The organism is Streptomyces tubbatahanensis (genome assembly GCF_022699385.1).
GTDB classification, from domain to species: Bacteria; Actinomycetota; Actinomycetes; order Streptomycetales; family Streptomycetaceae; genus Streptomyces; species Streptomyces diacarni.
Genome location: NZ_CP093846.1, coordinates 5,736,078 through 5,762,500 on the forward strand (window position 1 = coordinate 5,736,078; position 26,423 = coordinate 5,762,500).

A 26,423-nucleotide genomic window follows, 5' to 3' on the forward strand; every position below is an offset into this window, starting at 1 on the left:
GCGTCCATCCAGCCTAATCATCACAACTACCGCTACGGGAGTGCGGTCCGCGGTCGGACGCTCAGTCGAGCCGCCGCGCCGTCCCCAAAAGCCCCGACTCGGCGTCCGTCGGCTGCGTCAGCGCGTAGCTCCGCTCGCGGCGCGTGCACCACAGCGTGACGCCGTCGCCCAGCGTGGACAGCGCGTCCACGTCCTGCCGCGGAAGCTGCATGATGCGGCCGATCTGCTGGGCCTCGTCCGGCGAGACACGCTGGATCCCGGCCAGCCCCGCGCCCCGGAGCAGGCGAGGGGCCACCGGGCTCAGATACGGCAGCAGCGTCAGCACCGACTGCCATGGCATGGAGGCGACCCGGCCGCGCGGTGGCCGCATCCCGCAGTCGCGCACGACCAGCACCGGGCTGCTCACCGTGGGCCCCATCGGCGGAACGCGGCCGACGTCGTAGAGCGTGATGCACTCCTGCCCCGCGCCCGCCGCCTGCACCAGGTTCGTCCACACGTGGGCGCGGCCCGTCTCCACAGCGATCCGCGCGCCCGTGCCGGCGAGCCGCAGCGCCATCACCTGTGCCGTCCACAGTCCGCCCACCAGCACCACGTCGTACGGCGTCGGATGGTGGAAGCCGACCACCTGGGGGCGGCCCTCCGCATCGTTGCCGACGACCACGCCGTCGTCCCCGATCGGCAGTGACAGTGCGGCCAGATGGTCCGCGGGAACCGCGTGTTCGGTGCGGCGCGGGCCGAGCAGGCCCTGGCCGTGACGGCTCGCCATCAGCGCACCCCTCCCAGCGGAAGCGTCGCGAGGGCGCCGGGAAGCTGCTCGCGGTCGAGCCGCAGCAGGCCCAGGCGGGCCGAACGCGCCGACCGCTCCAGCTGACGGCGGGCCGCGGCCAGCTCGTTGTCTGAACGGCCCGTCAGACGCACGTAACCGCTGATGGTGACCGCGCTGCGCCGTGCCGAGCGGCCCAGCGTCAGGCTGAACGTCGTCGTCAGGGTCGGCACGGACGTCAGCAGCGCCACCAGCCGAGGCAGCGGGGTGGCCGCCCGCCCCAACTCTGGCCAGCGGCCCACCGCGTAGGACGTGTGCCAGCGATCGTCACACCGCCAGGCGCGGGCCGTCTCGGCCGTGCGCCGCGCCGGTGCCGCGTCCGGCCGGCTCGCGCGGGCCGTCGCCACCGGGTTGACGCACGCGGAGGTCGACAGCGCGGCTATCAGCTCCTGCTCGTTGAGCACCGTCGCCACGAAACCCGCGCCCGTGACGCGGCTCGCCAGGTGGTCGGCCGCGCGCACCAGGCAGCGTTGCGCCCCCTCCAGTCCGCCCCCGCGCGCCTCGACCGCCTCCGGTGACAGCTCCGGGTCGAACTTGAGCGCCACCCAGGTCAGCCGCAGGGCGGGCGACCCGGTCTGCTCCTGCAGCGGCCCGTAGCTGCGCCGCGCCACCGACTGGTCCGGCAGGTGGGGCGCGGGAGCCGGCTGGACGTGCTGGACGATCTGCACCGATTCCAGCGCGATCCCGTCGACGTCGAGCGCGTCGTGCATCAGGCCCAGGGGGAGGACACGCGCGCCGAACGCCGGACGCAGCGCACTGGGTGCCGCCTCGATCCGCACGAGCGCCGTCAGGAACGTGCCGTCCCCCAGCATGCCTATGGTGCGCCGCTTCTTGTCGAGATACGCGTACGTGCGCAGCCCCGGTGCTGTCTCCACCAGGGGCAGGAAACCGGCGTCGACGCGCTCGCCCTCCTCGTCCAGCACCATCGCCGCCGTCAACGGCTGGGCCGCAGCGCGCCGTCGAGCGCGCAACGCCAGCACCGTGCTGCCCCAGTCGCGCAGCGAACGCCGGTGACGGCGGATGACGGCCAGCGCCACGAGAACGGCGGCGACCACGACGGCGGGCACGAGCAGCAGCCGGTCGACGGCGGCCGCGATCAGCAGCACGGCGGCGGCGAGCTCCAGCAGTACAAGCTGCTGCAGCTGGAAGGGGCCCAGACGGCTCGTCCGCGACTCGGTGCGCAGTGTCGTCGAGGCGGGGACCCGGGGCCGGGCCTGGGCTGCCCGCGTGGCGGACGCGTCGGCCCCCGGGCGCCGGGAAGCCCCCGGCCCAGGGCGCCCCGCGGTGCTCGCCGCACCCCGCGCCCGCGTAGCAGATCCCATCCCGGAAGGCCCCCTAAAGTCCGAATTGGCCCCACTCGTCGGGGGCGTTGGACGGGCGATCACGATACCGGAGCGGCACGAGTCGATCCCCAACGGGCATAGTAGGGGCCCGGTCCGACAATCGGCAGCGCTGCTGCCGGGCGCCGGCCGGCTCGTGCACCGCGCGGTGCGGAGCCGCGCGGGGTCGCTTGTGCGTGGAGCGACCGTGCGGGGAACGTGTTCCGCGACCGGACGGGCGCGATCCGTCGTCCGCGGTTCGCGATGCGTGTTTCGCGAACGGCGGCGGTTCGCGGTTCGGGTTCGCGGGCGGGCGCGTGCGCGGCGGGAACGGGCCGGGGACGGACCGGTGCGGACCGGATACGGTCCGGCGAGCGGGATGGTTCCGGACCGTCCTGGGCCCGTCAGGGCCTCGGCGGTGCGGGGGACAGCAGGGACTTCCAGGGAGCGTCTTTCACTCATGGCATCACGGCGCGACGAGCTCAACGCCTACACCTTCGCGAAGAAGCGGCTGGTGGCGGCGTTCCTCCAGCCGTCACCGACAGGCACGGAGGAGGGCGCGCCCCGCCCCCTGCGGGGCATTCTGCCCGGCTTCGTCGTCGGCGCCCTCATCCTCGCCGGATTCGGGGCGTGGGGCATGTTCAAACCGAAGGCTCCCGAGGGCTGGGACAAGCCCAAGGAGAAAGTCATCATCGGCTCCGAGTCGACCACCCGTTACGTCGTCCTGGAGACCGACGGCAAAGCGCAGCTCCACCCGGTGCTCAACCTTGCCTCCGCCAAGCTGCTCCTCGACCCCGGCAAGGGAGAGGTCGTCAAAGTCGACGAGAAGGTGCTCGACAACGGCGACATTCCGCACGGCGCCACCCTGGGCATCCCCTACGCCCCCGATCGGCTCCCGGAAGCCAAGGAAGCGGGCCAGAAGAAACGCTGGGCCGTCTGTGAGCGTCCCGGCGAGGGCGGACGTGCCGTACAGAAGGCGGCCTTCGTCCTGGCCGACCGCGACAGCGGCAAGGTCGAGGGCGGCAACCGCCTGCGCGCAGGGGAGCTCATCTACGTGCAGGGCCCCGACGACCGGCTCTACGTCGTCGACAAGAGGGGCACCAAATACCGCGTCCCCGACGACGAGACCCTGCTGCGCGTCCTGGCGGACAACCGCAAACCCCAGCGGGTCTCCCGTCAGTGGCTGGCCACCCTGCACACGGGTGACGACATCGCCTTCCCGCAGATCAGCGGAACCGTCGGAGCGGACGCAGGTGTCCAGGGGCTCGGCTCCCGCACCAACCGCGTCGGCACCGTCATCCAGGCGCCCTCGGGCAACCACTGGCAGCACTACGTCGTGCTCCAGGGCAAGGTCATGCCGATCAGCGACTTCATGGCCCAGCTCCTGCTGTCCTCCAAACAGCTGCTGCCCCTCCAGCAGAACAGCCAGGCCCTCAAGGTGAACGCCAGCGCCTTCTCCCCGACCAAGAAGAAGTACGGCGAGTCCCTGACGTGGCCCGCCCAGAAGGCACACGCCGTCAACTCCGCCAACCCCCAGTCCGACAGCCGCAACGTCGCCTGCAACGTCCTGCGCAAGGTGGACGGCAAGACCGGCAAGACCACTCTGAGCACCTGGTCGGGCACGGAGTTTCCCGCCCAGCTGCCCGCGGGCACCTCCAGCGCCTACGTCACGCCGGGAACCGGCCAGCTCTTCCGCCAGATCAAGGGGCGCAGCACCCGCTCCGGCGGCATGTTCCTGGTCACCGACACCGGACTGCGGTACGCCATGCAGGCCAACGCCGACAGTGCGCACGACGACTCCGGCATCGGCGAGGACAAGAAGAAGAAATCCAAGAAGGAACAGCAACAGCAAGAGGACCAGAACGCGCAGCGCAGACTCGGCTACGAGAAGGTGAAGCCCGCCCTCGTCCCGGCGGAGTGGGCCTCCTTCCTGCCCACCGGACCCCGCCTGTCCACCGGCGACGCGCTCCAGCCGCAGGGTTCCTGAGGAGGGTAGGACGATGCGCAGCTCCATCCGGGCTCTCGCGGCGCTCCGCCGCCTGGCGGCGGCCACCGCGGCCACCGCCCTCACCGCCTCGGGCCTCACCCTCGCGGCAGCCCCGCCCGCCGCCGCGGACACCAGCGCACAGTGCAGCTTCCCCGCCAAGCCGTACAAGGGCCGCCCCTGGGCGCTCCAGAGGGTCCTCCTCAACGAGCTGTGGCAGGACACCGACCAGGGCGCAGGTGTCCGCGTCGCCGTCATCGACACGGGCGTCGACATCAAGAACGAACAGCTGACAGACGCGGTCGACGCGGGAGCCGGCAAGAACTTCCTCCCCAAGAAGCGCAAGAAGGACGAAACAGGCCGCACCACGCCGCGCGGAAAACCCACCACGGACGAGGTCGGGCACGGCACGAAGGTCGCCGGCATCATCGCCGCCCGCCCCGCCGACGGCACCGGCTTCGTCGGGCTGGCCCCCAAGGCGACGATCATCCCCGTCAAGCAGAACGACGCCAACGGCAGCGGCACAGCGGGAAGCCTCGCCAGGTCCATCGACTACGCCGTCGACGCGGACGCCGACATCATCAACATCTCGCAGGACACAGCCGAAGCCCTCCAGGCGGACTCGTCCCTCGAAAAATCCGTCCAGCGCGCACTGGCCGCCGACGTCGTCGTCGTCGCCTCTGCAGGCAACGACGGCCTCGGCGGCAACGTCAAGAAGACCTATCCCGCCTCCTACCCGGGCGTCCTCGCGGTCGCCTCCTCCGACCGCAACAACGAACGCGCCCCCTTCTCGCAGTCCGGAGAGTTCGTCGACGTGGCGGCGCCCGGCGTCGACATCATCTCCACCGTCCCCAAGGGCGGTCACTGCGCAGACAACGGCACCAGCTTCTCCGCCCCCTATGTGGCGGGCGTGGCGGCACTCCTGCGCGCCAAACACGGCAAGGGTGCCGACCGCTGGACCCAGGAGAACATCGTCGCCCAGATCGAGCAGACCGCCGAGCGCTCCATCCCCGGCCACGACCGCCTCGTCGGCTGGGGCGTCGTCGACCCGGTGGCCGCCCTCACCGAGGACAGCAAGCGCATCGACCACCCCGTCGCCGAAGAAGGCGTCGAAACCGACGAGAAACCGGCCCCCGCCGCACTCGAACTCGGCGAAACCGAGCAGGAACGCAACGAGCGCCTCGGCACCTACGTCCTCCTCGGCGGCGGCACCCTCGTCGCGATCGTCGCGGGGTCCTCCCTCGTCTACCGCGACTGGCGCCGCCGCAGGCACCCCACGGGCAGCCGCTGAGGAGCTCCTCACACGTGGGCCGACGCCATGTCGGATGTCGGTGCCCGCTGGTATCAAGAGAGATGTGTCACGCACAAGCAACAGCACTGCTACGACAACTGCCCCGCCTCGGATTTGCAGTTGGGACCCACCTAGGGTGTGGCTACAGTGACACACAGCGCACAGTGGGCAACGGCAGCCGCCACAGCAGGGCCCGCGACGGGTGGACGCGCACGGGGAGGGCGAGATGAGCGAGCCGAAGGGCACGCCCAAAAGTGAACCGAAGGGCAAGAAGCCTGATCTTCTGCGGGGCGAGGAAGTCCTCAAGAAGTTCAAGAAGAAGATCGACGACGCCCTGAAGGAACTGCAGGACTCCGCAGGTGGCCGCATCGCACTGGAAGCCCAACGGCTCACCCCGGCCTCGGTCCACGGAGACGTCGCCTTCCCCGAGGCGACAGGCGTGCTCGCGCAGTACAACAAGGTCCACAACCACCTGACCGAGCTGTCCAGAAAGCTCGACGACCAGATCTTCATGTTCGGCATCGCCGTCTCCGACGCCGACAAGGGCTTCGACCAGATGGACGAGGACGAGAAACGGCGCTTCTGGGCGATCCAGGCGGAGTTGGAAGAAGAGAAGCGGAAGGCCGAGGCGGCCAAGCACGACAAGCATGAGACGAAGAAAGCCGACGCGCCTCGAAACGAACAGTCCCAATCCAAGTACTGAGTATCAGACGTCGGCGACTTTGACGGAGGCATTCCCGTGGGTGGAACAGACGGTGGCGGGGCGCCCAAGCCCGGGGCGCCCGACCTGGACAACCCCAGCGCCGGTGCGAACATCGCGATGCGCGACCTGGCGCGGTACGGGCTGGTCACGTCCCCGTACGCGGTGCTTTACCTTCCCGGGGCGACGACCGACTTCGAGAAGAAGCCCCTCGGTGAGCTGCTCGACATGGTCAGGACCGCGAAGCCGTCCGACCTGGAGACGGTGGCCAACGCCCTCTACAACGCCTCCAAAGCCATCAAGTCGGCCGGCTCGTGGCTGCAGACGGAGGCCGAGCGTGCCGAATGGGAAGGCGAGGCGGAGCGGGCCTGCAAGAAGTGGGCCGTCCAACTGGGCAAGAACACCCAGCACATGGGTGGCTACGCGGAAACGGTCAGCACTGAGCTGTCCGTGATGAGCCTGGGGCTGGCAGGAACCCAGGGCTCGATGCCCAAGGACGAAGAGGTCGAGATCCGCGATGTCGAGGAGATTCCGAAGGACAAGCGGAACGAGGACAACCCCAAGTACAAGCAGTACAAGAAGAACCACAACGCCGCCCTGATCCAGATGAACCGGATCGCGTCGTACTACGACGTCTCGAGCCGGAACATGGCGGTGGCGGAGGGGATGATTCCGCAGTTCGAGCAGATGCCGAACATCGGTGTTCCACCGCCCCGCAACGAGGTGTCGGGCCCGGGAGGTGGTCCGGCCATCCCGCACGAGTCGATGCGGGCGCGCAACGGCGCGGAAACTGTCGTGCCCGGGTCTGCCGTTACCCCGGCGGAGACCGGAGGCGGCGGCAGCGACGGAGGGGTTACTTCCGTGCCGCACGGCGGCATTGCTCCTCCCGTACACAACGTCGTCCACCCTGATGCAGGTGTCTCCACAGCCATCGACACGGTGTCGACGCCCCCTGCGCCGGTTGACCCGGTCCAAGCGCACTCGACTCCGCATGGCCCTTCCGGCCCCGGGCCGACGACCACAGGCCCCGGCCAGCCGCCGACGCTTCCGGGCCCGCTGCCGCAGACGGGCAGGAGCACCGGGCCGGGCATGACCAAGTCGCCTGGCCCGATGCGGCCCTCGCCCGCTCCCATGCGGCCCGGACCAGTACCTCCGCCTCCGACGGGGCGGCAGACGACAGGGCCGACAGGGCGCTCGCCGGTGACCGGGTTGCCCACGAACGCTGCGTCCAGGGACCCGCAGGGCACCGGCGGACGCACCGGCCCGATGGGGCGCCCCGGGATGATGCATCCGGGTATGACGAACCCCAACAACGGAACTTCCAATGCCGGCCGTGGAACCGGCTCGGGGACCGCGCGTGCCTCCCAGCCTGGCGGGATCGTGGGAGGAACGCCGAGCCGTGCCACTCCGCGCCCGACTTCCCCGGGTATCCCGCGCGGAACGGTCGTCGGCACGGAGGGTGGCGCCCCCGCCAGGCGCGCTCCGATGGGAGTACCGCCGATCGGCAGCCGAGCGTCTGAAACGAAATCGAAGAAGGACTCCCAGGGCCGGAGGGTGGCCTCAACCCCCGGAGGCATCGTCGGCACGCCCCGCAAACAGGGATCGGACCGGAGGCGCGGCAGTCGCGAGTTCACTTCGGGAGGCTCCGGGCTGGTTCGGGAGGACGGAGAAGACGCCTCGTCGACGGACGGCATATCCAGGCCTCCGGAGGACAACCGCGCGACGCGTTCGGACGACCCGGCAGCGCGTGAGGCCCCGCCCGCCCGCCGGCCCAACTCCGTGCCCCCGGTGATCGAGTAACAGAATGAGTGATTCCATGACGTTCGGCGGCGAGCGACCCATCCGGTCCGTATGGCAGCGTTCTGTGTCCGGAGCGATGGCAGTCGGCGTCCTCGTCGCTCTGCAATGGGGTGCGGCGTCGGCTGCAGCTGCGCAGGACGTGCGATCACAGCAGTGGTATCTGAGCGCCATGCAGGCCGAGAAGATGTGGAAAGTCAGTACCGGTAAGGGCATCACCGTCGCAGTCGTGGACACTGGAGTTGACCCGTCGACGCGGGCCTTGCAGGGGCAGGTCCTGCCGGGTAAGGATTTCGCCAGCGCACCCGGCGACGAGACGAAGGACGACACCGGCCACGGCACGACTATGGCCGAGTTGATCGCGGGAACGGGGAAAGACGGCTCCCTGAAAGGGCTCGCGCCCGATGCCAAGATCATTCCCTACCGAGCGGGCCTTGAAGGGGTAAAAGGGCGAAAGAAGGGAGCGCTTTCCCACGTACCCCAGGCTATCCGGGCCGCGGCGGACAGCGACGCACAGATCATCAATATGTCCTTTGGCGGCGCACCAGGCACCGATGTCGCGAAAGCCGTCGAATATGCCGCCAAGAAAGGCAAGCTGATGTTCTCGTCTGCCGGGAACGAGGCAGACGAAGGCAACCTGCAGTCCTACCCTGCGGGTTACCCCGATGTCGCCGGGGTTGCAGGGACCGCGAGCGACGGCAAGGTCAGCAAGTTCTCTTCCTACGGTGACGAGGTCACCCTGGCGGCACCGGGCGAAGGGCTGCCCGGCTGGTGTGGAGCGAAGCGGGAGAACTACTGCAAGGTCAAGGGCACAAGTATGGCAAGCGCGATCGCTTCCGCCTCCGCTGCCCTGATCTGGTCCAAGCACCCGGACTGGACCGGAAACCAGGTACTTCGCGTACTGACGAAGACGGCCGGTCTCGCCGGCAACGAGAAGACGCAGAGTAAATACCTCGGCTACGGCGCCGTCCGCCCCCGCCTCAACCTGCTGGAGGGAAAGGGCGACCCCGGCGATCCGGACATCAGTCCTCTCACCAACGAAAAGACGGGCCCTTCGACCGCGAGCGCCAAGCCCAAGTCCTCCGACGGGAAGAACTCGGGGAAAGACGATGCCCCTGGCAAGGTCAAGGTGGCAGACTCGAAGTCGCAGGAAGAGGGCAGTGGTTGGCTACTCCCCGCAGGCGGCATCGCGGCGGGGGTCATCGTCCTCGCGGGGTGCGGCTTCGCCGTCGTACGCCTGAGGCGGAACTGACGCTGCGCCAGTCGGCGTCTCCAGCGAAGCGAGAGAGCTTCATGACAGACAGGCGAAGAGGAAGGGAAGGCGATGGCAGACCAGAAACTCGATGATGCGTCACTCAAGAAGAAGGAAGAGTGGCTCGTCGCCAAGATCGAGAACATCAATGGTCAGGTCCGGGGCTGCAGGGCGTCATCGACGCGATCGAGGGCCAGTGGGAGGGCATCGGCGCCCACGCCTTCGATGTGAAGCAGAACGAGATCAACAATCGGATGAAGCAGCTGAACCGGCTTCTGGCCTACTTCCTGGAGGGAATTGAGGCGGCTCGGAAGCTCTCCGGTGGTAACGAAGACGACATTGCGCAGGCTCTTCGCGGTGTCGATGTCGTCGACAGCGGCTACGGTGTGAACCCCGATGGGCAGCCCGCCTCCAAGCTGGACATGTATTCGCCGCCGGCTCCGAGGTGAACGAGCAGCGCAGCTGAGAACGCTCGTTGGATGAGAGCCGCATAGCGGCGGATCTCGTGTAAGACAAACGTCCTGTCACGGAGGGGAAGTAATGCCTAAGTCCTACAAAGAAGGGCTGACAGTAACCTATGCCAGCTTGGAGGAGGCAGCCAAGGCGATCGAGAAGCTCGGCGGCGACCTGAACGAGGATCTCGGCGAGATCCGTAAGCAGGTCGAAGGGATTTCCTCGGTCTGGGACGGCGAGGCGAAGACCGCCTACCAGGAGACCATGCGGAAGTGGGACCACCAGACGAGCGAGGTCCACCAGGCCCTCCAGCAGATCGCGAAGGTCATTCGCCTGGGTAAGGACGGCTACCAGGCCACGGACCTGAAAGCGGCGAAGTGGTTCCACCCGGCCGGCTGATGACCCGCTGACGGACCGACGTCGAGCGAGTCACCAAGGGGAGGGCGGTGTTGTGTACACCGCCCTCCCCTTACGCATGGGGCCCGTCGGTGGGCCGGGAGGTTCGCCCCCACCCCCTCATTCCGCCACGCCGCCATTCCGCACTGTCGGCTCCAGGTCGAATTCTCCGTCGCGGGCGCCCAGGACGAAGGCGTGCCATTCGGCGGCCGTGTAGCGCAGGACGACGTCGGGTTCCTTGGAGTTGCGCATGGCGACGGCGCCGCCGGCGATGTGGGCGATCTCGACGCGTTCGTCCTCGGGGCTGCCTGGGGCGCTTTCCCAGACGGCGTCGGAGATGTCCAACGCGTACAGCTCTTCCTTTTCCTGCTGAGTACCCACCGGTGGCTCTCCCTTCGCGCGCTTCGTGCGGGTCAAGACTACGTGGCGTGGTGGGTGGCGCACAGGCCGTCCGCCCGAGAGGGCACCTGTTGTCCGGTCACGGACCACCTGTTGTCCGGTCACGGACCGCGCCCGCCCGGACGCGCTCTTCACGAAGCGGGCGCCCCTCTCCCTATTGCTCGTCAGGCAGCCACCCCAGCTGGACCAGCGGGGTTCCGCGCTTGCGGGAGACGAAGAAGCCGCGGCCCGGGGGCATGGGGCGGGGGCGGACGTTGCCGAGGAGGTCGCCCTCGTTGGGGTCGCCGGACAGGAGGACGCCTTGGGCGCCGAGTTCCTTGATGCGGGTCATGAAGGACTCGAACATGGAGCGTGAGGCGCCGGCCGAGCTGCGGGCGATGAGGAAGCGTACGCCGACGTCGCGGGAGAAGGGCAGGTGCTCGGTGAGGACGGACAGCGGGTTGCCGCTGGAGGTGGCGACGAGTTCGTAGTCGTCGACGACGATGAAGATCTGCGGCCCGGTCCACCAGCTGCGGTCCCGCAGCTGCTGCGGTGTCACGTCGGGGGAGGGCGCGCGCCGGTCCATCAGGTGGCGGAGCGCGTTCATGTGCGTCTCCATGGTGTTGGACATGGGCGCGTATTCGAGCAGGTGGGAGTCGGGGATGGCGCCGAGGAGCGAGCGTCGGTAGTCGCCGACGACGATCTTCGCCTCGTCGCCGGAGTAGCGCTGGGTGATCTGCTGGACGAGGAGCCGCAGCAGCGCGGTCTTGCCGGATTCGCTTTCGCCGAAGACGAGGAAGAACGGGTCGGTCTCGAAGTCGACGAAGACGGGTTCCAGGTTGTTCTCGTCGATGGCGAAGGCGACGCCGCGTTCGGGGTGTTCTCCGCCGCCGGGGAGCCGTCCCGCGGGCAGTTCGCGGGGCAGGAGCCGGACGCGGGGGGCCGGGTCGCCCTGCCAGTGTGCGACCACGGAGCGGCACATCTCGGCGCTGGCGTCGGCGAGGTCGTCGTCGGAGCCGATGCCGTCGATGCGGGGGACGGCCGTCATGAAGTGCAGGGCTTCCATGGTCTGGCCGCGTCCGGGGACGCCGGCGGGCACGTTGGCGGCGACCTTGCGGTTGAACTCGGAGTCCATGGTGTCGCCGAGCCGCAGCTCGAGGCGGTTCATCAGCAGGTCCTTGAGCGCTGCCCGTACCTCCATGTTGCGGGAGGCGGTGATGACCAGGTGGATGCCGTAGCCCAGGCCTCGGGCCGCGATGTCACCGATGACGTCGGTGAGGCCTTCGTAGTCGTTGCGGAAGTTGCCCCAGCCGTCGATGACGAGGAAGACGTCGCCCCAGGCCTGGTCGGTGATCTGGCCGCGGGAGCGGCGCCTGCGGTAGGTGGCGATGGAGTCGATGCTGTGGGCGCGGAAGTACTCTTCGCGGCGGTTGAGGATGCCGTAGACCTCGGCGATCGTGCGGCGGACCCGTTCGGGGTCGAGGCGGGAGGCGGTGCCGCCGACGTGGGGGAGGTCGGCGACCGCGGACATGCCGCCGCCACCGAAGTCGAGTCCGTAGAACTGGACCTCTGCGGGGGTGTGGGTGAGGGCGAACGACGAGATGAGGGTCCGTACGAGGGTGGACTTGCCGGACTGGGGGCCGCCGACGACGAGCATGTGGCCCGCGGCGCCGGAGAAGTCGAGGTACAGCGGGTCGCGGCGCTGCTCGAAGGGCTTGTCGACGAGGCCGACGGGGACGACGAGCTGCCCGAGGCGCGGGTAGTCGGGGACGGTCAGGCCGCGGCCTTCGACGGGGGCGAGCCCGGGGAGGAGCTCGTCGAGGGGGGAGGCGCTGTCGAGCGGGGGCAGCCACACCTGGTGGGCGGGTGTGCCCTGGCCTTCGAGGCGCCGTACGACGACGTCGAGGACGGTGTCGGCCAGCGCGTCGTCGTCGGCGCCGCCGACGGGCTGGGCGGGCACGGGGGCGACGTCGACGGTGTCGGGGTCGGGGCGCTGTACCGGCACCTCGGCGGCGGTGAACAGCACGGGGCGCCGGTTTCCGGCGACGGGCCCGGCGGTGGCTTCGCCGTCGCTGCCCGCGCGGTAGACGCCGGAGACGTAGGCGGCCTTGAAGCGGGTCATCTCGTCGGTGCCGAACTTCAGGTAGCCGGATCCGGGGACGGACGGCAGGTGGTAGGCGTCGGGGACGCCGAGTGCGGCGCGGGATTCTGCGGCGGAGAAGGTGCGCAGGCCGACGCGGTAGGACAGGTAGGTTTCCAGGCCGCGCAGCCTGCCCTCCTCCAGGCGCTGCGAGGCGAGCAGCAGGTGGACACCCAGGGAGCGGCCGATGCGGCCGATCTGGATGAACATGTCGATGAAGTCGGGCTTGGCGGTGAGCAGCTCGCTGAACTCGTCGATGACGAGGACGAGTGAGGGGACGGGGGAGAGGGGTGCGCCGGCGGCGCGGGCCTTCTCGTAGTCGTGGATGTTGGCGTAGTTGCCGGCGTCGCGGAGCATCTCCTGGCGCCGGTTGAGCTCGCCGCGGATGGAGTCGCCCATGCGGTCGACGAGGGTGAGGTCGTCGGCGAGGTTGGTGATGACGGCGGCGACGTGGGGCATGTGTGCCATGCCGGCGAAGGTGGCGCCGCCCTTGAAGTCGGCGAGGACGAAGTTCAGGGTCTCGGAGGAGTGGGTGACCGCGAGGCCGAGCACGAGGGTGCGCAGGAGCTCCGACTTGCCTGAGCCGGTGGCGCCGACGCACAGGCCGTGCGGGCCCATGCCGTCCTGCGCGGCCTCCTTGAGGTCGAGCATGACCGGCTGCCCGTCCTCGCCGACGCCGATGGGCACGCGGAGCCGTTCGGCCTGGGAGCGGGGCCGCCAGGTGCGGGAGACGTCGACGGAGGCGGCGTCGCCGAGGGAGAGCAGGTCGGTGAACTCCAGCTTGGCCAGCAGCGGTTCGTCGCCGTCGTCGCCGGAGCCGGCGCGCAGCGGGGCGAGCTGCCGGGCCACCGCCTCGGCGGCCGGGTAGGAGAGCGTGTCGGGGGTGCCGTCGTAGACGAGTCCGTGGCCTGACTCCAGGCGCAGGGCGCGCGGCTGGACGACGACGGAGAGGCCGCCGCGCGCCACGTCGATGTCGCCGGGGACGATCTCGACGATGGTGACGCCCTGGAGGCCTTCGGGCGCGGCCAGCAGCGAGTTGGGCAGGACGGCCGTCCCGTCCAGTACGACGACGAGGTGCGGGGCTTCGAGCACGGGGTCGGCGGCGCCGTTGAACCGGGGCCGTCCCTCCAGGCGCGCGGCCAGCAGCTCCTCCAAGTGGAGGGTGTCGGAGACGATCAGCCGGCGGGTGCCGGCGCCGTCGGCGGTGTCCTTGGCCTGCGCGTGCGGCAGCCACTTGGCCCAGTCCCAGGAGGCGTAGGACTCGCGTCCTGCGGCGACCGCGATCACGAGCTCCTCGGGGGAGTGCAGGGCGGCCAGTGAGCAGAGCATGGCGCGCGCGGCCCCGTAGAGGGTGTCGGGGTCTCCGCTGAGCGTCACGTGGTAGAAGGCCCGCAGCGAGACCGCCATGGGCAGGTTCTCGAGGGTGGCGTGGGTGTTGAGGAACTGGTGCATGGCGCCGACGGTCAGTGGCTCCAGCTCGTCCACGGGCGCGGTTTCGGGGGCGGCGAGGGGGGTGGCCAGCTGCTGGGCGCCGAGGCCGACGCGCACCTGGCCGAAGTCGCCGTCGGAGGGGCGCCGCTCCCACACCCTGCTGCCCTCGGCCACCAGCGACCACAGCTGGTCGGGTTCGGGGTGCAGGTAGAACTGGGCGTCGCGCTGCTTGAGGGCCGTCTTGCGCACGGTGCGGCGGGTCTGCGCCAGGTACTTGAGGTAGTCGCGGCGCGACTGCGCCATCTCGCCCTGGGTGCCGCGTCGCATCCTGATGACCATGGCGATGACCATGGCGAGCGTCGAGAACAGCATCAGGACACCCATGATCTTCATCATGGGGTGGGAGTTCATGCCGGGCATGAGGAAGTAGACGCTGGACCCGCCCATGCCGAGCATCGGCAGGAGCTGCAGCCACATGCCCTCCTGCTGGCCGCGCGGCAGTTCGGGCGGCGGCTGCAACTCCAGCTGCTCGCCCGGTACTTCCGGAGGCAGTGCCCGAGGCGGACGCTTGACGACGATCTGGGTCACTCGCGCACCAATTTCCCTTGCGTTCCTGGGTGTCCCTTGTGGCGGAAGGGACTTTCCCGGTGCGGCGCCCCCCGGCGATGGTCCCCCCTCCGCGCCTGGCGATCCTAATGGCAGAGTGAGTTGACCGGGACCGGTAGGGTGGCGCGCGCTGCCGCCGCGACCGCAGCAGTCGCTCACACAGGCGTTCGCAGCCCGACACACCCGCACACGCAGGTGCTCAGCAGCGCGGGCAGGTGCCCAGCAGGCTTTCGAGGGGGACACACAGGTGAGTACGACGGCTTCCGCCGCCGCCACCGGGCCCGGCGGGCAGCCGGGCGCCGGGGGTGCCAGGGGAGCGGCAGGACCGCGCGGGCGGGCAGCCGGGGCAGGCCTGGACACCGGCTTCTGCCGGGTGACCATCGTCGCGCCCGACAGCCGGATCGACGTCGCGCTTCCCGAGGACATCGCGGTCGCCGACCTCTACCCCGAGATCCTCAGGCTGTCGGGGCAGAGCCCGGCCGAGGGCGCCCCCGTCGGGTACCACCTGGTGCGCCGCGACGGCACCGTGCTGGACAGCTCCCGCTCGCTGACGGCCCAGCGCATCCTCGACGGCGAGGTTCTCAGCCTGCGCCCGTTCGCCGAGTCGCTGCCGCCCGCCGTCTTCGACGACGTCTCCGACGCCGTCGCCTCCGCGGTCACCAAGGACCGCAAGCTGTGGGGCGACGGGATGATGCGCGCGGCCGGGCTGATCGGCGGCGGTGTGCTGCTGGCACTGACGGCGGTGGTGCTGTGGTTCTCCGACCCGGTGGGCCACGACATGCACGGCCTCGCGGGGATCCTCGCGGCCGTCGCGGGTGTGCTGCTGCTGGCGCTGTCCGCCGTGCGGGCCCGGGTCTACGGCGACCGGCCCACCGCCGTCACCCTGGGGCTCGGCGCGATGCCGCACCTGATGGTCGCGGGCAGCGGTCTGCTGCCCCTGGACGAGGGGCAGGGGGTGGGCAGGCTCCAGTTCCTGCTCGGCTGCGTGAGCGTCCTGCTGGCGGCCGCCGTCCTGGTCGCGCTGACACCCAACGGCGACGGGCCGTTCGTCGCCGCCGCCTTCACCGCGACCCTCGGCACCGTGATCACCTTCATCGCGATCGTGACCGACATCCGTCCGGTGGAGACCGCCGCCGTCTGCGCCCCGGTGGCCGTCGGCGTGCTGGCGTTCCTGCCGGGCCTCTCGACCCGCTTCGCCCGCCTGCCCATCGGGTACGAGACCACCCGCACCGAGATGAGCGACTACGACGCCGACCCGGACGCGGCGCCGCAGACCCAGGGCCCGATCGACGCCGAGCGCATCGCGGCCCAGGCGCGGCGCGGCCACGAGCTGCTGGTCGGCCTGGTCGGCGGCTGCGCGGCCGTCGTCACCGTCTCCTGCGCGGTGCTCGGCTTCTCCGACTCGGGGTGGGGGCAGCTGCTCGTCCTGGCGACGGGCGTCGCGATGCTGCTGCGGGCCCGGCTCTTCCGCTACACCTCGCAGGTCGCCAGCTCGCTGGTGGCGGGCCTCGCCGCGCTGGTGCTGCTGGGCGTGGGGCTGGCGGGCGACTTCCCCGCGGGCGGCGACGCCCTGCGCACCGTGTGGCTGAGCGCCGCGCTGGCCGTGGGCGCCGTGCTGGTGATCGCCATCGGGCTGACCGTCCCGAACAAGGGCGTGACCCCCTTCTGGGGGCGGTTCGTGGAGATACTGGAGACCTTCGTGCTGCTCACGCTGGTGCCGCTGTGCCTGGCGGTGATGGACGTCTACTCGGCCGCCCGGAGTCTCACCAGCTAGCCACTGGTACCCTGTACCGGCCTGTCGAGTATCGAAGAATTCCCTGTGACACAGACCAGGGGCGCTCGGCGGCCACGACCCCTAGGAGTACGAGTGTCGTCTCTCGACGCCGCGACGAAGAAGCAGATCATCTCCGAGTTCGCCACCAAGGAGGGTGACACCGGCTCCCCCGAGGTCCAGGTGGCGCTGCTCTCCCGTCGTATCAGCGACCTGACGGAGCACCTGAAGACCCACAAGCACGACCACCACTCGCGCCGTGGTCTGCTGCTGCTGGTCGGCCAGCGCCGCCGCCTGCTGCAGTACCTGGCCAAGAAGGACATCCAGCGGTTCCGTGCGCTGGTCGAGCGCCTCGGCATCCGCCGCGGCGCGGCGGGCGCCCGCTAGCAGCTGAGGAAGGGAGCGGTTCCCGTTCGGGGGCCGCTCCCTTCGACGTATCGGAGCACAGCCGTCTCTCATGGCACGGCGAGGCTTTGTAGTCTTGTCACGCGAGACATCGCACAACGACAGTACGAAACAGTACGAGGCAGGAGCGCACCCCGACGCCGGTCCTCGGTAGTGGCCCCCGGACCCGTGGAGACCCACGGCGGCTCCGGGAGCTTCGATCGAAGACCGGCCCGCACCGGGAGCGCTCCGTCGAGCACACACGGTCCGCTGCGAGACGTGCGGCGGACGACGACGAGGAGATATTCCTGGTGGAGAACGAGACCCACTACGCCGAGGCCGTGATCGACAACGGCGCCTTCGGCACCCGCACCATCCGCTTCGAGACGGGCCGCCTGGCCAAGCAGGCCGCGGGTTCCGCCGTCGCCTACCTGGACGACGACACCATGGTGCTGTCGGCCACCACGGCCTCGAAGCAGCCCAAGGACCAGCTGGACTTCTTCCCCCTGACGGTCGACGTCGAGGAGCGGATGTACTCGGCCGGCAAGATCCCCGGCTCCTTCTTCCGCCGAGAGGGCCGGCCCTCCGAGGACGCCATCCTCACCTGCCGGCTGATCGACCGCCCGCTGCGCCCCTCCTTCAAGAAGGGCCTGCGCAACGAGATCCAGATCGTCGAGACGGTCATGGCGCTCAACCCCGACCACGCCTACGACGTGGTCGCCATCAACGCCGCCTCCTGCTCCACGCAGCTGTCCGGCCTGCCCTTCTCGGGGCCGATCGGCGGCACCCGTGTCGCGCTGATCCGCGGCCAGTGGGTGGCCTTCCCGACCCACTCCGAGCTGGAGGAGGCCGTCTTTGACATGGTCGTCGCCGGCCGTGTGCTGCCCGACGGCGACGTCGCGGTGATGATGGTCGAGGCCGAGGCCACGGAGAAGACCGTCGAGCTGGTCAAGGGCGGCGCCGAGGCGCCGACCGAGGAGGTCGTCGCCGCGGGTCTGGAGGCCGCCAAGCCCTTCATCAAGGTGCTGTGCCGGGCCCAGTCCGACCTCGCAGCGAAGGCCGCCAAGCCGGTCGCCGAGTTCCCGATCTTCCTGGACTACCAGGACGACGTCCTGGAGGCGCTGACCGCCGCCGTCCGTGACGAGCTGGCCCAGGCGCTGACCATCGGCGGCAAGCAGGAGCGCGAGAGCGAGCTGGACCGCGTCAAGGCGGTGGCCGCCGAGAAGCTGCTCCCGCAGTTCGAGGGGCGCGAGAAGGAGATCTCGGCCGCCTACCGTGCGCTGACCAAGACCCTGGTGCGCGAGCGCGTCATCAAGGAGAAGAAGCGCATCGACGGCCGCGGTGTCACCGACATCCGCACCCTGGCCGCCGAGGTCGAGGCCATCCCGCGGGTGCACGGCTCGGCGCTGTTCGAGCGCGGCGAGACCCAGATCCTGGGCGTCACCACGCTGAACATGCTGCGCATGGAGCAGCAGCTGGACACCCTCTCGCCGGTGACCCGCAAGCGCTACATGCACAACTACAACTTCCCGCCCTACTCCACCGGTGAGACGGGCCGCGTCGGCTCGCCGAAGCGCCGCGAGATCGGTCACGGCGCGCTCGCCGAGCGTGCGCTGGTGCCGGTGCTGCCGACCCGCGAGGAGTTCCCCTACGCGATCCGTCAGGTGTCCGAGGCGCTGGGCTCCAACGGTTCGACGTCCATGGGCTCGGTCTGCGCCTCCACCATGTCGCTGCTGAACGCCGGTGTGCCCCTCAAGGCCCCGGTCGCCGGTATCGCCATGGGTCTGATCTCGCAGGACATCGAGGGCGAGACCCACTACGTGACGCTGACCGACATCCTCGGTGCCGAGGACGCCTTCGGCGACATGGACTTCAAGGTCGCCGGCACCAAGCAGTTCGTCACCGCGCTGCAGCTCGACACCAAGCTGGACGGCATCCCGGCCTCCGTGCTGGCCGCGGCCCTCAAGCAGGCCCGCGACGCGCGGCTGCACATCCTCGACGTGATGAACGAGGCCATCGACGTTCCGGACGAGATGTCCCCGAACGCGCCGCGGATCATCACCGTCAAGATCCCGGTGGACAAGATCGGCGAGGTCATCGGCCCGAAGGGCAAGATGATCAACCAGATCCAGGAGGACACCGGCGCCGACATCACCATCGAGGACGACGGCACCATCTACATCGGTGCCGCCGACGGCCCGGCCGCCGAGGCGGCGCGCTCCACCATCAACGGCATCGCCAACCCGACGATGCCCGAGGTCGGCGAGCGCTACCTGGGCACGGTCGTCAAGACGACCACCTTCGGCGCCTTCGTCTCGCTGCTGCCCGGCAAGGACGGTCTGCTGCACATCTCGCAGATCCGCAAGCTGGCCGGCGGCAAGCGCGTGGAGAACGTCGAGGACGTCCTCGGCGTGGGCCAGAAGGTCCAGGTCGAGATCGCCGAGATCGACCAGCGCGGCAAGCTCTCCCTCATCCCCGTCCTGGACGAGGCCGAGTCCGAGAGCGGCTCCGCTTCGGGGGACGCGGAGAAGTCCGAGGACGAGTCCGCGAAGTGACCCGTACGTCCCGTACGACGGCCCGCCCCGCCTCTGCGGCAGGGCGGGCCGTCGCCCGTACCACCACCCTGATCAAGGGCGAGAACGGCGCGGGCACCGTCCGCAAGACCGTGCTGCCCGGCGGGCTCCGGGTGATCACCGAGTCCGTACCGACCGTGCGCTCCGTCACCCTCGGCATCTGGGCGCACGTCGGCTCCCGCGACGAGACCCCGGCGCTGGGTGGCGCCACGCACTATCTGGAGCACCTGCTCTTCAAGGGCACCGAGCGGCGCAGCGCGCTGGAGATCTCCGCGGCACTCGACGCGGTGGGCGGTGAGATGAACGCCTTCACCACGAAGGAGTTCACCTGCTACTACGCGCGTGTCCTGGACGCCGACCTGCCGCTGGCCGTCGACGTCCTCTCCGACATGCTGACCTCCTCCGTCATCGATCCCGCCGAGGTCGAATCGGAGCGCGGCGTGATCCTCGAGGAGATCGCCATGACGGAGGACGACGCCGGGGACTGCGTCCACGACCTGTTCGCCCACACCATGTTCGGCGACACCCCGCTGGGACGCCCCGTGCTGGGCACCGTGGACACCGTCAACGCGTTGACCCGGGACCAGGTGGCGCGCTTCTACAAGAAGCACTACGACCCGACGCGGCTGGTCGTCGCCGCGGCGGGCAACCTCGACCACGCGCAGCTCGTCAAGCGGGTGCGCGCCGCGTTCGAGCGTGCGGGCGCGCTCGAACGCACGCAGAGCGAGCAGCCGGTCGGGCCCCGCTCGGGCAGCCGCTCCCTGCGCGGTGGCGGGCGGGTCGACTTCGTCGACCGGGCCACCGAGCAGGCCCACGTGGTGCTCGGGCTGCCCGGCGTCTCACGGCACGACGAGCGCCGCTGGCCCCTCGCGGTGCTGAGCACCGCGCTGGGCGGAGGCATGAGCTCCCGGCTCTTCCAGGAGATCCGCGAGAAGCGCGGCCTGGCCTACAGCACCTACGCCTACACGTCCGGCTACGCGGACTGCGGCCTGTTCGGCGTCTACGCCGGCTGCCGTCCTGGGCAGGTGTCCGACGTGCTGAAGATCTGCCGTGACGAGCTCGACCAGGTCGCGCGTGACGGGCTGAGCGACGACGAGTTGCGGCGCGCCATCGGGCAGCTGTCGGGCTCCACGGTGCTCGGTCTGGAGGACACCGGCGCGCTGATGCACCGCCTGGGCAAGAGCGAGCTGTGCTGGGGGGAGCAGATGTCCGTGGACGGCATGCTCGCGAAGATCGACGCCGTCACGCCCGACGACGTCCGCGAGGTCGCCCGCGAGGTGCTGACCCGGCGTCCCTCGCTGTCGGTCATCGGGCAGCTCACCGACCGCCAGGCCGCCCGGCTGCACGAGACCGTCGCCTGACGCCCGCCCCACCTCTCCCACCCACCACGTAAGGAACGAGCACAATGAGCAAGCTGCGCGTAGCCGTCCTCGGCGCAGGCGGCCGGATGGGCTCCGAGGCCGTGCGAGCGGTCGAGGGCGCCGACGACATGGAGCTGGTGGCGGCCCTGGGCAGCGGAGACGCGCGCAGCGCGCTGACCGACGCGGGCACACAGGTGGCCGTGGACCTCACCCGCCCTGACGCCGTCATGGGCAACCTGGAGTACTGCCTGGCCCATGGCATCCACGCCGTCGTCGGCACCACGGGGTGGACGGACGAGCGGCTGACGGCGGTGCGCGCCCAGCTCGCCGACTCGCCCGGCACCGGCGTGCTCATCGCCCCGAACTTCGGCATCGGTGCCGTGCTGACGATGCGCTTCGCCCAGCAGGCGGCCCGCTTCTTCGAGTCCGTCGAGGTCGTCGAGCTGCACCACCCCGGTAAGGCCGACGCGCCCAGCGGCACGGCCGTGCGGACCGCACAGCTGATCGGGCAGGCCCGCGAGTCCGCCGGGCTGCCGGCCCAGCCCGACGCCACCACCCAGTCGCTGGAGGGTGCGCGGGGCGCCGACGTGGACGGCGTACCGGTGCACGCGGTGCGGCTGCGCGGTCTGGTCGCCCACCAGGAGGTCCTCTTCGGCGACGAGGCGGAGACGCTCACCATCCGCCACGACTCCCTGCACCGCAGCTCGTTCATGCCCGGCGTTCTGCTCGGCATCCGCAAGGTGCCCGCCAGCCCGGGGCTGACCTTCGGCCTCGAACACTTCCTCGACCTGGACTGACGGGGTACGGCACCGTGCGCGCGAAGCTCACCTACTTTCTGCTGGCCGCCGTCCTGGTCGTCTACTTCGTCCTGGTCGGCAGCCGGGGCGTGCTCCTGATCGAGCAGGGCACCGCCGTCACCGTGCCCTTCGGCGTCGCGGTGCTCGTACTGCCGTTCATCGGTGCGTGGTTCCTGTGGCACACCACGCGCTTCGCCCGCCGCGCCGGACGGCTCGCACGGGAGCTCGAAGCCGAGGGCGGACTCCCCGTCGACGAACTGGAGCGCACGCCGTCCGGCCGCATCGACCGGGCCTCGGCCGACGCGGTCTTCGCCCGCCGCCGGGCCGAGACGGAAGAGCACCCGGGGGACTGGCGCTCGTGGTTCCGGCTGGCCGTCGCCTACCACGACGCCCGCGACACCCCCAGGGCCAGGAAAGCCATGCAGCACGCCATCACCCTGCACGAGGCCGAACCACGCGGCTGACAGATCGCCGCGCCGCCGCGTCAGCCGCGGGACTCCGCCGCCCAGCTCTCTATGACGTCCGCGGCCCGTTCGAAGCCGGGGCGGCGCGGGAGGAAGTCGGCGTTGTGGTCGGTCAGCAGTATCCGCCGGTTCTCGGCCTCCGACCCCGCGCCGCCGTTGCCGGGCCGAGCCCCCGGATACAGCACCAGGGCCTGGCCCTGCACCGTCCGCGGCATCCCCAGCCATCTGACGGGCCGCTGCACCGTGCGCACCACCCCGACCTCGGCCCAGCGCAGCGTCGTCGTACGCAGGAGCCCCGCCTGGCGCAGGCCGTGGGAACTGACCCACACGCCCGCCCGGAGCAGCCGGACGGCCAGCACGATCACCAGCACGCCGCAGCCCGCGCAGACCGCCGCACTGGGCAGCGAACCGGCGAGGGCGATGACCAGCGCCGAGAAGAGGACGTACGAAGCGAGCAGCAGGAGCAGCGCTCCACCGCCCACCCGCCACGGGCCGGGGCGGTAGGGCCGCCGCCACAGGTCGCGGTCGGCCTCGGCGAGCGTCACCGACTGCGCCGCCTGGACGCGGTCCTCACGGTCGGCCGTCACAAAGGGCAGGGGCACGGCAGGGTCCTCGCTCGCTCACGACAGGGGGCGGCTCGGGGCCGTCCCACGGCTGGGCTGCCGCCGCGGGCGGGCGCGGCGGTGTGAGCGGTGACATTAGCGAGGGCGGGCGCGGGCGGCCACCCCCGGGTGCCCTTGCCCAGGGTGGCCGCGAGGTCAGCGGCCTTCGGCCGCCGCCGGGTGGTCCCGGTCGGGGACCTGGTTGTCGGTGAGCGCGGGTCCGCCGAGCAGGACGGAACCCACGAGACCGGCGACGATCGTCACTCCGACCAGGGCGCTGCCCGCGACCTGGCGGAAACTGCGGCGGGCACGGGGCGGCGGGGTGACATTGCTGCGGAACCGGTCGGCCTGAGCTATGAAGGCGAACGGGACTGTCTCTCCGCGGCGGGACATGACGGGGCGCTCCTGCATGATCGTTCTGGGCGGTGGGTTGCTTGTACACGGGTAACGTCCGGGGCGGCTTCCGAGTGCCCGCCGCCGCCGGACCCATGTGAAAAATATCAACCGCGGGGCGAAGGATTGTCACCGGGGGTGCCGTTTCCTGGTCCCGAGTCTCGTTTGTCCGGTTAAGGATCGCCATAACGGCCTATCGGACCGGGGGGGCCGAGACTGCCAGCCCGCCCCCGTAGGCTGTTCCCGCCCCGGAAGACGTACGTGGAAGGACCCCGCAGGTGACCGACACCTCCGCCCCGCTCGCCCCGAGTTTCCGCAGCGACATGACGGTCGAGCTGGTCAAGCACAGCGCCGCCGACACCGACGTGCTGTGGGCCGCCCGGGTCTCCACCGCGGGGGAGCAGTCCCTGGACGAGCTGACCAAGGACCCGGAGCGCTCCAAAGGCCTGATCAACTTCCTGATGCGTGACCGGCACGGCAGCCCCTTCGAGCACAACTCGATGACCTTCTTCATCAGCGCCCCCCTCTTCGTCTTCCGCGAGTTCCACCGGCACCGCGTCGGCTGGTCCTACAACGAGGAGTCGGGCCGCTATCGGCAGCTCCAGCCCGTCTTCTACGTACCAGGCGCCTCCCGCAAGCTCGTCCAGCAGGGCCGCCCGGGAAAGTACGAGTTCGTCGAGGGCACGCCCGAGCAGCACGCGCTGACGGGCCGCGCCATGGAGGGCGTGTACCGCAGGGCGTACGAGACGTACCTGGAGATGCTGGAGGCCGGCGTCGCCCGCGAGGTCGCCCGCGCCGTCCTGCCCGTGGGCCTCTACTCGTCCATGTACGCGACGTGCAACGCCCGCTCGCTGATGCACTTCCTCGGGCTGCGCACCCAGCACGAACAGGCCAAGGTGCCCAGCTTTCCGCAGCGGGAGATCGAGATGGTGGGGGAGGCGATGGAGGAGCAGTGGTCCAAGCTGATGCCGCTGACCCACGCCGCCTTCAACGCCAACGGACGCGTCGCCCCCTGAGCGGGAGCGGGCCGCCGTGCCACCGCACACCGGCCGGGCCGCCCCCGGCGACCCCTTCCGCCTCGGGCGGCCGTCTGACCGCCCCTCCCGCCGGGCGGTCACCCGGCTGCGCTGCACGCCCTCCGGACGGAGGCCCCGAGGAGGTGTCCGTATTGCGGCGGTTCGAGATGTTCATCTAGGGTGATTGTGCGGTCCCGGCACTGCCTGAACCCCCGAGCAGGCAGTGCCGGGACCCTCTTCCCCGCCGGATCGGACGCCCCGAGGCGGCGCGGCGGGGCCCGCTGCGAGTAGCGTGGAGCCCATGGCTCCGACCTCCACACCGCAGACGCCCTTCGGGCGGGTCCTGACCGCGATGGTCACGCCGTTCACCGCGGACGGTGCGCTCGACCTCGACGGCGCGCAGCAGCTCGCTGCCCACCTGGTGGACGCCGGCAACGACGGTCTCGTCGTCAGCGGCACCACCGGTGAATCCCCGACCACCTCCGATGCGGAGAAAGCCCAGCTCGTCAAGGCGGTCGTGGAGGCCGTGGGCGACCGCGCCCACGTGGTCGCGGGAGCCGGAACGAACGACACGGCGCACAGCATCGAGCTGGCCACCGCCGCGCAGAAGGCAGGCGCCCACGGGCTCCTCGCGGTGACGCCCTACTACAGCAAGCCCCCGCAGGAGGGCCTGTACCGGCACTTCACCGCTATCGCCGACGCGACGGAGCTTCCGGTGATGCTCTACGACATCCCCGGCCGCAGCGGCGTTCCGATCAACACCGAGACGCTCGTCCGGCTCGCCGAGCACCCCCGCATCGTCGCGAACAAGGACGCCAAGGGCGACCTCGGCCGCGCCAGCTGGGCCATCGCCACCAGCGGCCTCGCCTGGTACAGCGGGGACGACATGCTCAACCTCCCGCTGCTGTCCGTCGGCGCCATCGGTTTCGTCTCCGTCGTCGGCCACGTCGTCACCCCGGAGCTGCGCGCACTGCTCGAGGCGCACCTGAGCGGCGACGTCGCCAAGGCCACCGAGATCCACCAGAAGCTGCTCCCGGTCTTCACCGGCATGTTCCGCACCCAGGGCGTCATCACGACCAAGGCCGCGCTCGCCCGCCTGGGCCATCCGGCCGGACCGCTGCGCCTCCCGCTGGTCGAACTCGCTCCGGAGGAGCTGGACCAGCTCACGCACGATCTCGCCCACAGCGGGGTACACCTGTAGCCCTCGGATAGCCCTCGAACTTCCCACAACTGCATACCGCCGGACACCGGCACAGTGCACGACCCAACGGAACACGCACGTCACGTACGCACGCCCCGCGCGTGCCCGTACGCATCATGAATACCGCGCGCCACGTACCCAGGCGGGTGCGTGGCGCGCGTGGTAAGGAGAGTCTTTTGAGTCATCCGCATCCTGAGCTCGGTCCGCCTCCGCAGCTCCCCAAGGGCGGCCTCCGCGTCACCCCCCTGGGCGGCCTCGGCGAGATCGGCCGCAACATGACCGTCTTCGAATACGGCGGCAGGCTCCTGATCGTCGACTGCGGCGTCCTCTTCCCCGAGGAGGAGCAGCCCGGCATCGACCTGATCCTTCCCGACTTCACCACGATCAGGGACCGCCTCGACGACATCGACGGCATCGTCCTCACCCACGGGCACGAGGACCACATCGGCGGTGTCCCCTATCTCCTCCGCGAGAAGCCGGACATCCCCCTGATCGGCTCCAAGCTCACCCTCGCCCTCATCGAGGCCAAGCTCCAGGAGCACCGCATCCGGCCCTACACGCTGGAAGTGGAGGAAGGCCACCGCGAACGCATCGGCCCCTTCGACTGCGAGTTCCTCGCCGTCAACCACTCCATCCCCGACGCCCTCGCCGTCGCCGTGCGCACCCCGGCAGGCATGGTCGTGCACACCGGCGACTTCAAGATGGACCAGCTCCCGCTGGACGGCCGCCTCACCGACCTGCGGGCCTTCGCGCGCCTCGGCGAAGAGGGCATCGACCTGCTGCTCAGCGACTCGACCAACGCCGAGGTCCCCGGCTTCGTCCCGCCCGAGCGCGAGATCTCCTCGGTGCTGCGCCAGGTCTTCTCCAGCGCGCAGAAGCGCATCATCGTGGCGAGCTTCGCCAGCCACGTGCACCGCATCCAGCAGATCCTTGACGCCGCACACGAGCACGGCCGCCGCGTCGCCTTCGTGGGCCGCTCCATGGTCCGCAACATGGGCATCGCCCGCGACCTGGGCTACCTCAACGTCCCCGCCGGACTCGTCGTGGACGTCAAGACTCTCGACGATCTGCCCGACGACGAGGTCGTCCTGGTCTGCACCGGCTCCCAGGGCGAGCCCATGGCGGCCCTCTCCCGGATGGCCAACCGCGATCACCAGATCCGCATCGTCCAGGGCGACACCGTGATCCTCGCGTCGTCCCTCATCCCGGGCAACGAGAACGCCGTCTACCGCGTCATCAACGGCCTCACCCGCTGGGGCGCCAACGTCGTCCACAAGGGCAACGCCAAGGT

22 protein-coding genes (1 of these 22 only partly in view) are annotated in these 26,423 nt (G+C 70.3%); 16 read left to right on the forward strand and 6 right to left on the reverse strand.

Features of this window, described 5'->3' with window-relative positions; translation table 11 throughout:
* Nucleotides 1-61 precede the first annotated feature (61 nt).
* Nucleotides 62-766 (reverse strand): hypothetical protein, encoded by a 705-nt coding sequence (locus tag MMF93_RS24840; protein WP_242754921.1) that lies wholly within the window; start codon nucleotides 764-766, stop codon nucleotides 62-64.
* On the reverse strand, nucleotides 766-2,145 hold the full coding sequence (gene eccE, locus MMF93_RS24845; protein WP_242754923.1) for a type VII secretion protein EccE: 1,380 nt from the start codon (nucleotides 2,143-2,145) through the stop codon (nucleotides 766-768). Before eccE ends, MMF93_RS24840 begins: the two co-directional genes overlap by 1 nt.
* Nucleotides 2,146-2,602: 457 nt before the next feature.
* Here eccE and eccB point away from each other — a divergent pair, with 457 nt between their 5' ends.
* The 7 genes from eccB (at nucleotide 2,603) to MMF93_RS24880 (ending at nucleotide 10,018) form a co-directional block, all read left to right on the forward strand.
* Nucleotides 2,603-4,129, forward strand: coding sequence for a type VII secretion protein EccB (eccB, locus tag MMF93_RS24850; RefSeq protein WP_242754925.1), 1,527 nt, complete (start codon nucleotides 2,603-2,605; stop codon nucleotides 4,127-4,129).
* A gap of 13 nt (nucleotides 4,130-4,142) precedes the next feature.
* Nucleotides 4,143-5,417, forward strand: a complete 1,275-nt coding sequence (gene mycP, locus MMF93_RS24855) for a type VII secretion-associated serine protease mycosin (protein ID WP_242754927.1) — start codon at nucleotides 4,143-4,145, stop codon at nucleotides 5,415-5,417.
* A 226-nt stretch (nucleotides 5,418-5,643) separates the two neighbouring features.
* Complete coding sequence (locus MMF93_RS24860) at nucleotides 5,644-6,120, forward strand: hypothetical protein (RefSeq protein WP_242754929.1); 477 nt, start codon at nucleotides 5,644-5,646, stop codon at nucleotides 6,118-6,120.
* Nucleotides 6,121-6,156: 36 nt separating this feature from the next.
* Nucleotides 6,157-7,917 carry a hypothetical protein gene (locus MMF93_RS24865; protein ID WP_242754931.1) on the forward strand — a complete coding sequence of 587 codons (1,761 nt, stop codon included), beginning with the start codon at nucleotides 6,157-6,159 and terminating at the stop codon, nucleotides 7,915-7,917.
* A gap of 4 nt (nucleotides 7,918-7,921) precedes the next feature.
* Entirely contained in the window at nucleotides 7,922-9,166 is a 1,245-nt protein-coding gene (locus tag MMF93_RS24870; RefSeq protein ID WP_242754933.1) for a S8 family serine peptidase, read from the forward strand.
* Between the two features lie 119 nt (nucleotides 9,167-9,285).
* Entirely contained in the window at nucleotides 9,286-9,615 is a 330-nt protein-coding gene (locus MMF93_RS24875) for a WXG100 family type VII secretion target (RefSeq protein WP_242754935.1), read from the forward strand.
* Between the two features lie 91 nt (nucleotides 9,616-9,706).
* Nucleotides 9,707-10,018, forward strand: coding sequence for a WXG100 family type VII secretion target (locus MMF93_RS24880; RefSeq protein WP_114024212.1), 312 nt, complete (start codon nucleotides 9,707-9,709; stop codon nucleotides 10,016-10,018).
* Nucleotides 10,019-10,135: 117 nt separating this feature from the next.
* On the opposite strand, the gene MMF93_RS24885 is transcribed toward MMF93_RS24880, so the two are convergent.
* Nucleotides 10,136-10,396: a DUF397 domain-containing protein gene (locus MMF93_RS24885; RefSeq protein ID WP_114015832.1), complete on the reverse strand. Its 261-nt coding sequence runs from the start codon at nucleotides 10,394-10,396 to the stop codon at nucleotides 10,136-10,138.
* A 172-nt stretch (nucleotides 10,397-10,568) separates the two neighbouring features.
* Entirely contained in the window at nucleotides 10,569-14,552 is a 3,984-nt protein-coding gene (gene eccCa / locus MMF93_RS24890) for a type VII secretion protein EccCa (protein ID WP_242754939.1), read from the reverse strand.
* Between the two features lie 265 nt (nucleotides 14,553-14,817).
* Between eccCa and eccD the strand changes: the two genes are divergently transcribed.
* From eccD to MMF93_RS24920, 6 genes are all read left to right on the forward strand, one after another.
* Complete coding sequence (gene eccD / locus MMF93_RS24895; protein ID WP_242754940.1) at nucleotides 14,818-16,344, forward strand: type VII secretion integral membrane protein EccD; 1,527 nt, start codon at nucleotides 14,818-14,820, stop codon at nucleotides 16,342-16,344.
* 93 nt (nucleotides 16,345-16,437) lie between these two features.
* Nucleotides 16,438-16,728, forward strand: coding sequence for a 30S ribosomal protein S15 (rpsO, locus tag MMF93_RS24900; RefSeq protein WP_016470189.1), 291 nt, complete (start codon nucleotides 16,438-16,440; stop codon nucleotides 16,726-16,728).
* A 308-nt stretch (nucleotides 16,729-17,036) separates the two neighbouring features.
* Nucleotides 17,037-19,280 carry a polyribonucleotide nucleotidyltransferase gene (locus tag MMF93_RS24905; RefSeq protein WP_242754941.1) on the forward strand — a complete coding sequence of 748 codons (2,244 nt, stop codon included), beginning with the start codon at nucleotides 17,037-17,039 and terminating at the stop codon, nucleotides 19,278-19,280.
* Nucleotides 19,277-20,659, forward strand: a complete 1,383-nt coding sequence (locus MMF93_RS24910) for a M16 family metallopeptidase (protein ID WP_242754942.1) — start codon at nucleotides 19,277-19,279, stop codon at nucleotides 20,657-20,659. Before MMF93_RS24905 ends, MMF93_RS24910 begins: the two co-directional genes overlap by 4 nt.
* A gap of 44 nt (nucleotides 20,660-20,703) precedes the next feature.
* Nucleotides 20,704-21,456 carry a 4-hydroxy-tetrahydrodipicolinate reductase gene (gene dapB / locus MMF93_RS24915; RefSeq protein WP_242754943.1) on the forward strand — a complete coding sequence of 251 codons (753 nt, stop codon included), beginning with the start codon at nucleotides 20,704-20,706 and terminating at the stop codon, nucleotides 21,454-21,456.
* 14 nt (nucleotides 21,457-21,470) lie between these two features.
* Nucleotides 21,471-21,920 carry a tetratricopeptide repeat protein gene (locus MMF93_RS24920; RefSeq protein WP_242754944.1) on the forward strand — a complete coding sequence of 150 codons (450 nt, stop codon included), beginning with the start codon at nucleotides 21,471-21,473 and terminating at the stop codon, nucleotides 21,918-21,920.
* A 20-nt stretch (nucleotides 21,921-21,940) separates the two neighbouring features.
* Here MMF93_RS24920 and MMF93_RS24925 read toward each other — a convergent pair whose 3' ends face one another.
* Complete coding sequence (locus MMF93_RS24925; protein ID WP_242754945.1) at nucleotides 21,941-22,522, reverse strand: hypothetical protein; 582 nt, start codon at nucleotides 22,520-22,522, stop codon at nucleotides 21,941-21,943.
* 156 nt (nucleotides 22,523-22,678) lie between these two features.
* Nucleotides 22,679-22,915, reverse strand: a complete 237-nt coding sequence (locus MMF93_RS24930; RefSeq protein WP_114024220.1) for a hypothetical protein — start codon at nucleotides 22,913-22,915, stop codon at nucleotides 22,679-22,681.
* A 278-nt stretch (nucleotides 22,916-23,193) separates the two neighbouring features.
* Here MMF93_RS24930 and thyX point away from each other — a divergent pair, with 278 nt between their 5' ends.
* The 3 genes from thyX to MMF93_RS24945 all read left to right on the forward strand — a co-directional run.
* Nucleotides 23,194-23,931 carry an FAD-dependent thymidylate synthase gene (gene thyX / locus MMF93_RS24935; RefSeq protein ID WP_423835512.1) on the forward strand — a complete coding sequence of 246 codons (738 nt, stop codon included), beginning with the start codon at nucleotides 23,194-23,196 and terminating at the stop codon, nucleotides 23,929-23,931.
* Between the two features lie 301 nt (nucleotides 23,932-24,232).
* Nucleotides 24,233-25,132: a 4-hydroxy-tetrahydrodipicolinate synthase gene (gene dapA / locus MMF93_RS24940; protein ID WP_242754946.1), complete on the forward strand. Its 900-nt coding sequence runs from the start codon at nucleotides 24,233-24,235 to the stop codon at nucleotides 25,130-25,132.
* 176 nt (nucleotides 25,133-25,308) lie between these two features.
* Nucleotides 25,309-26,423: the 5' portion of a ribonuclease J gene (locus MMF93_RS24945; RefSeq protein ID WP_114024223.1), read on the forward strand. 571 nt of this gene lie beyond the right edge of the window; only the first 1,115 of its 1,686 coding nucleotides appear in the window; its start codon is at nucleotides 25,309-25,311; its stop codon lies off the right edge, out of view.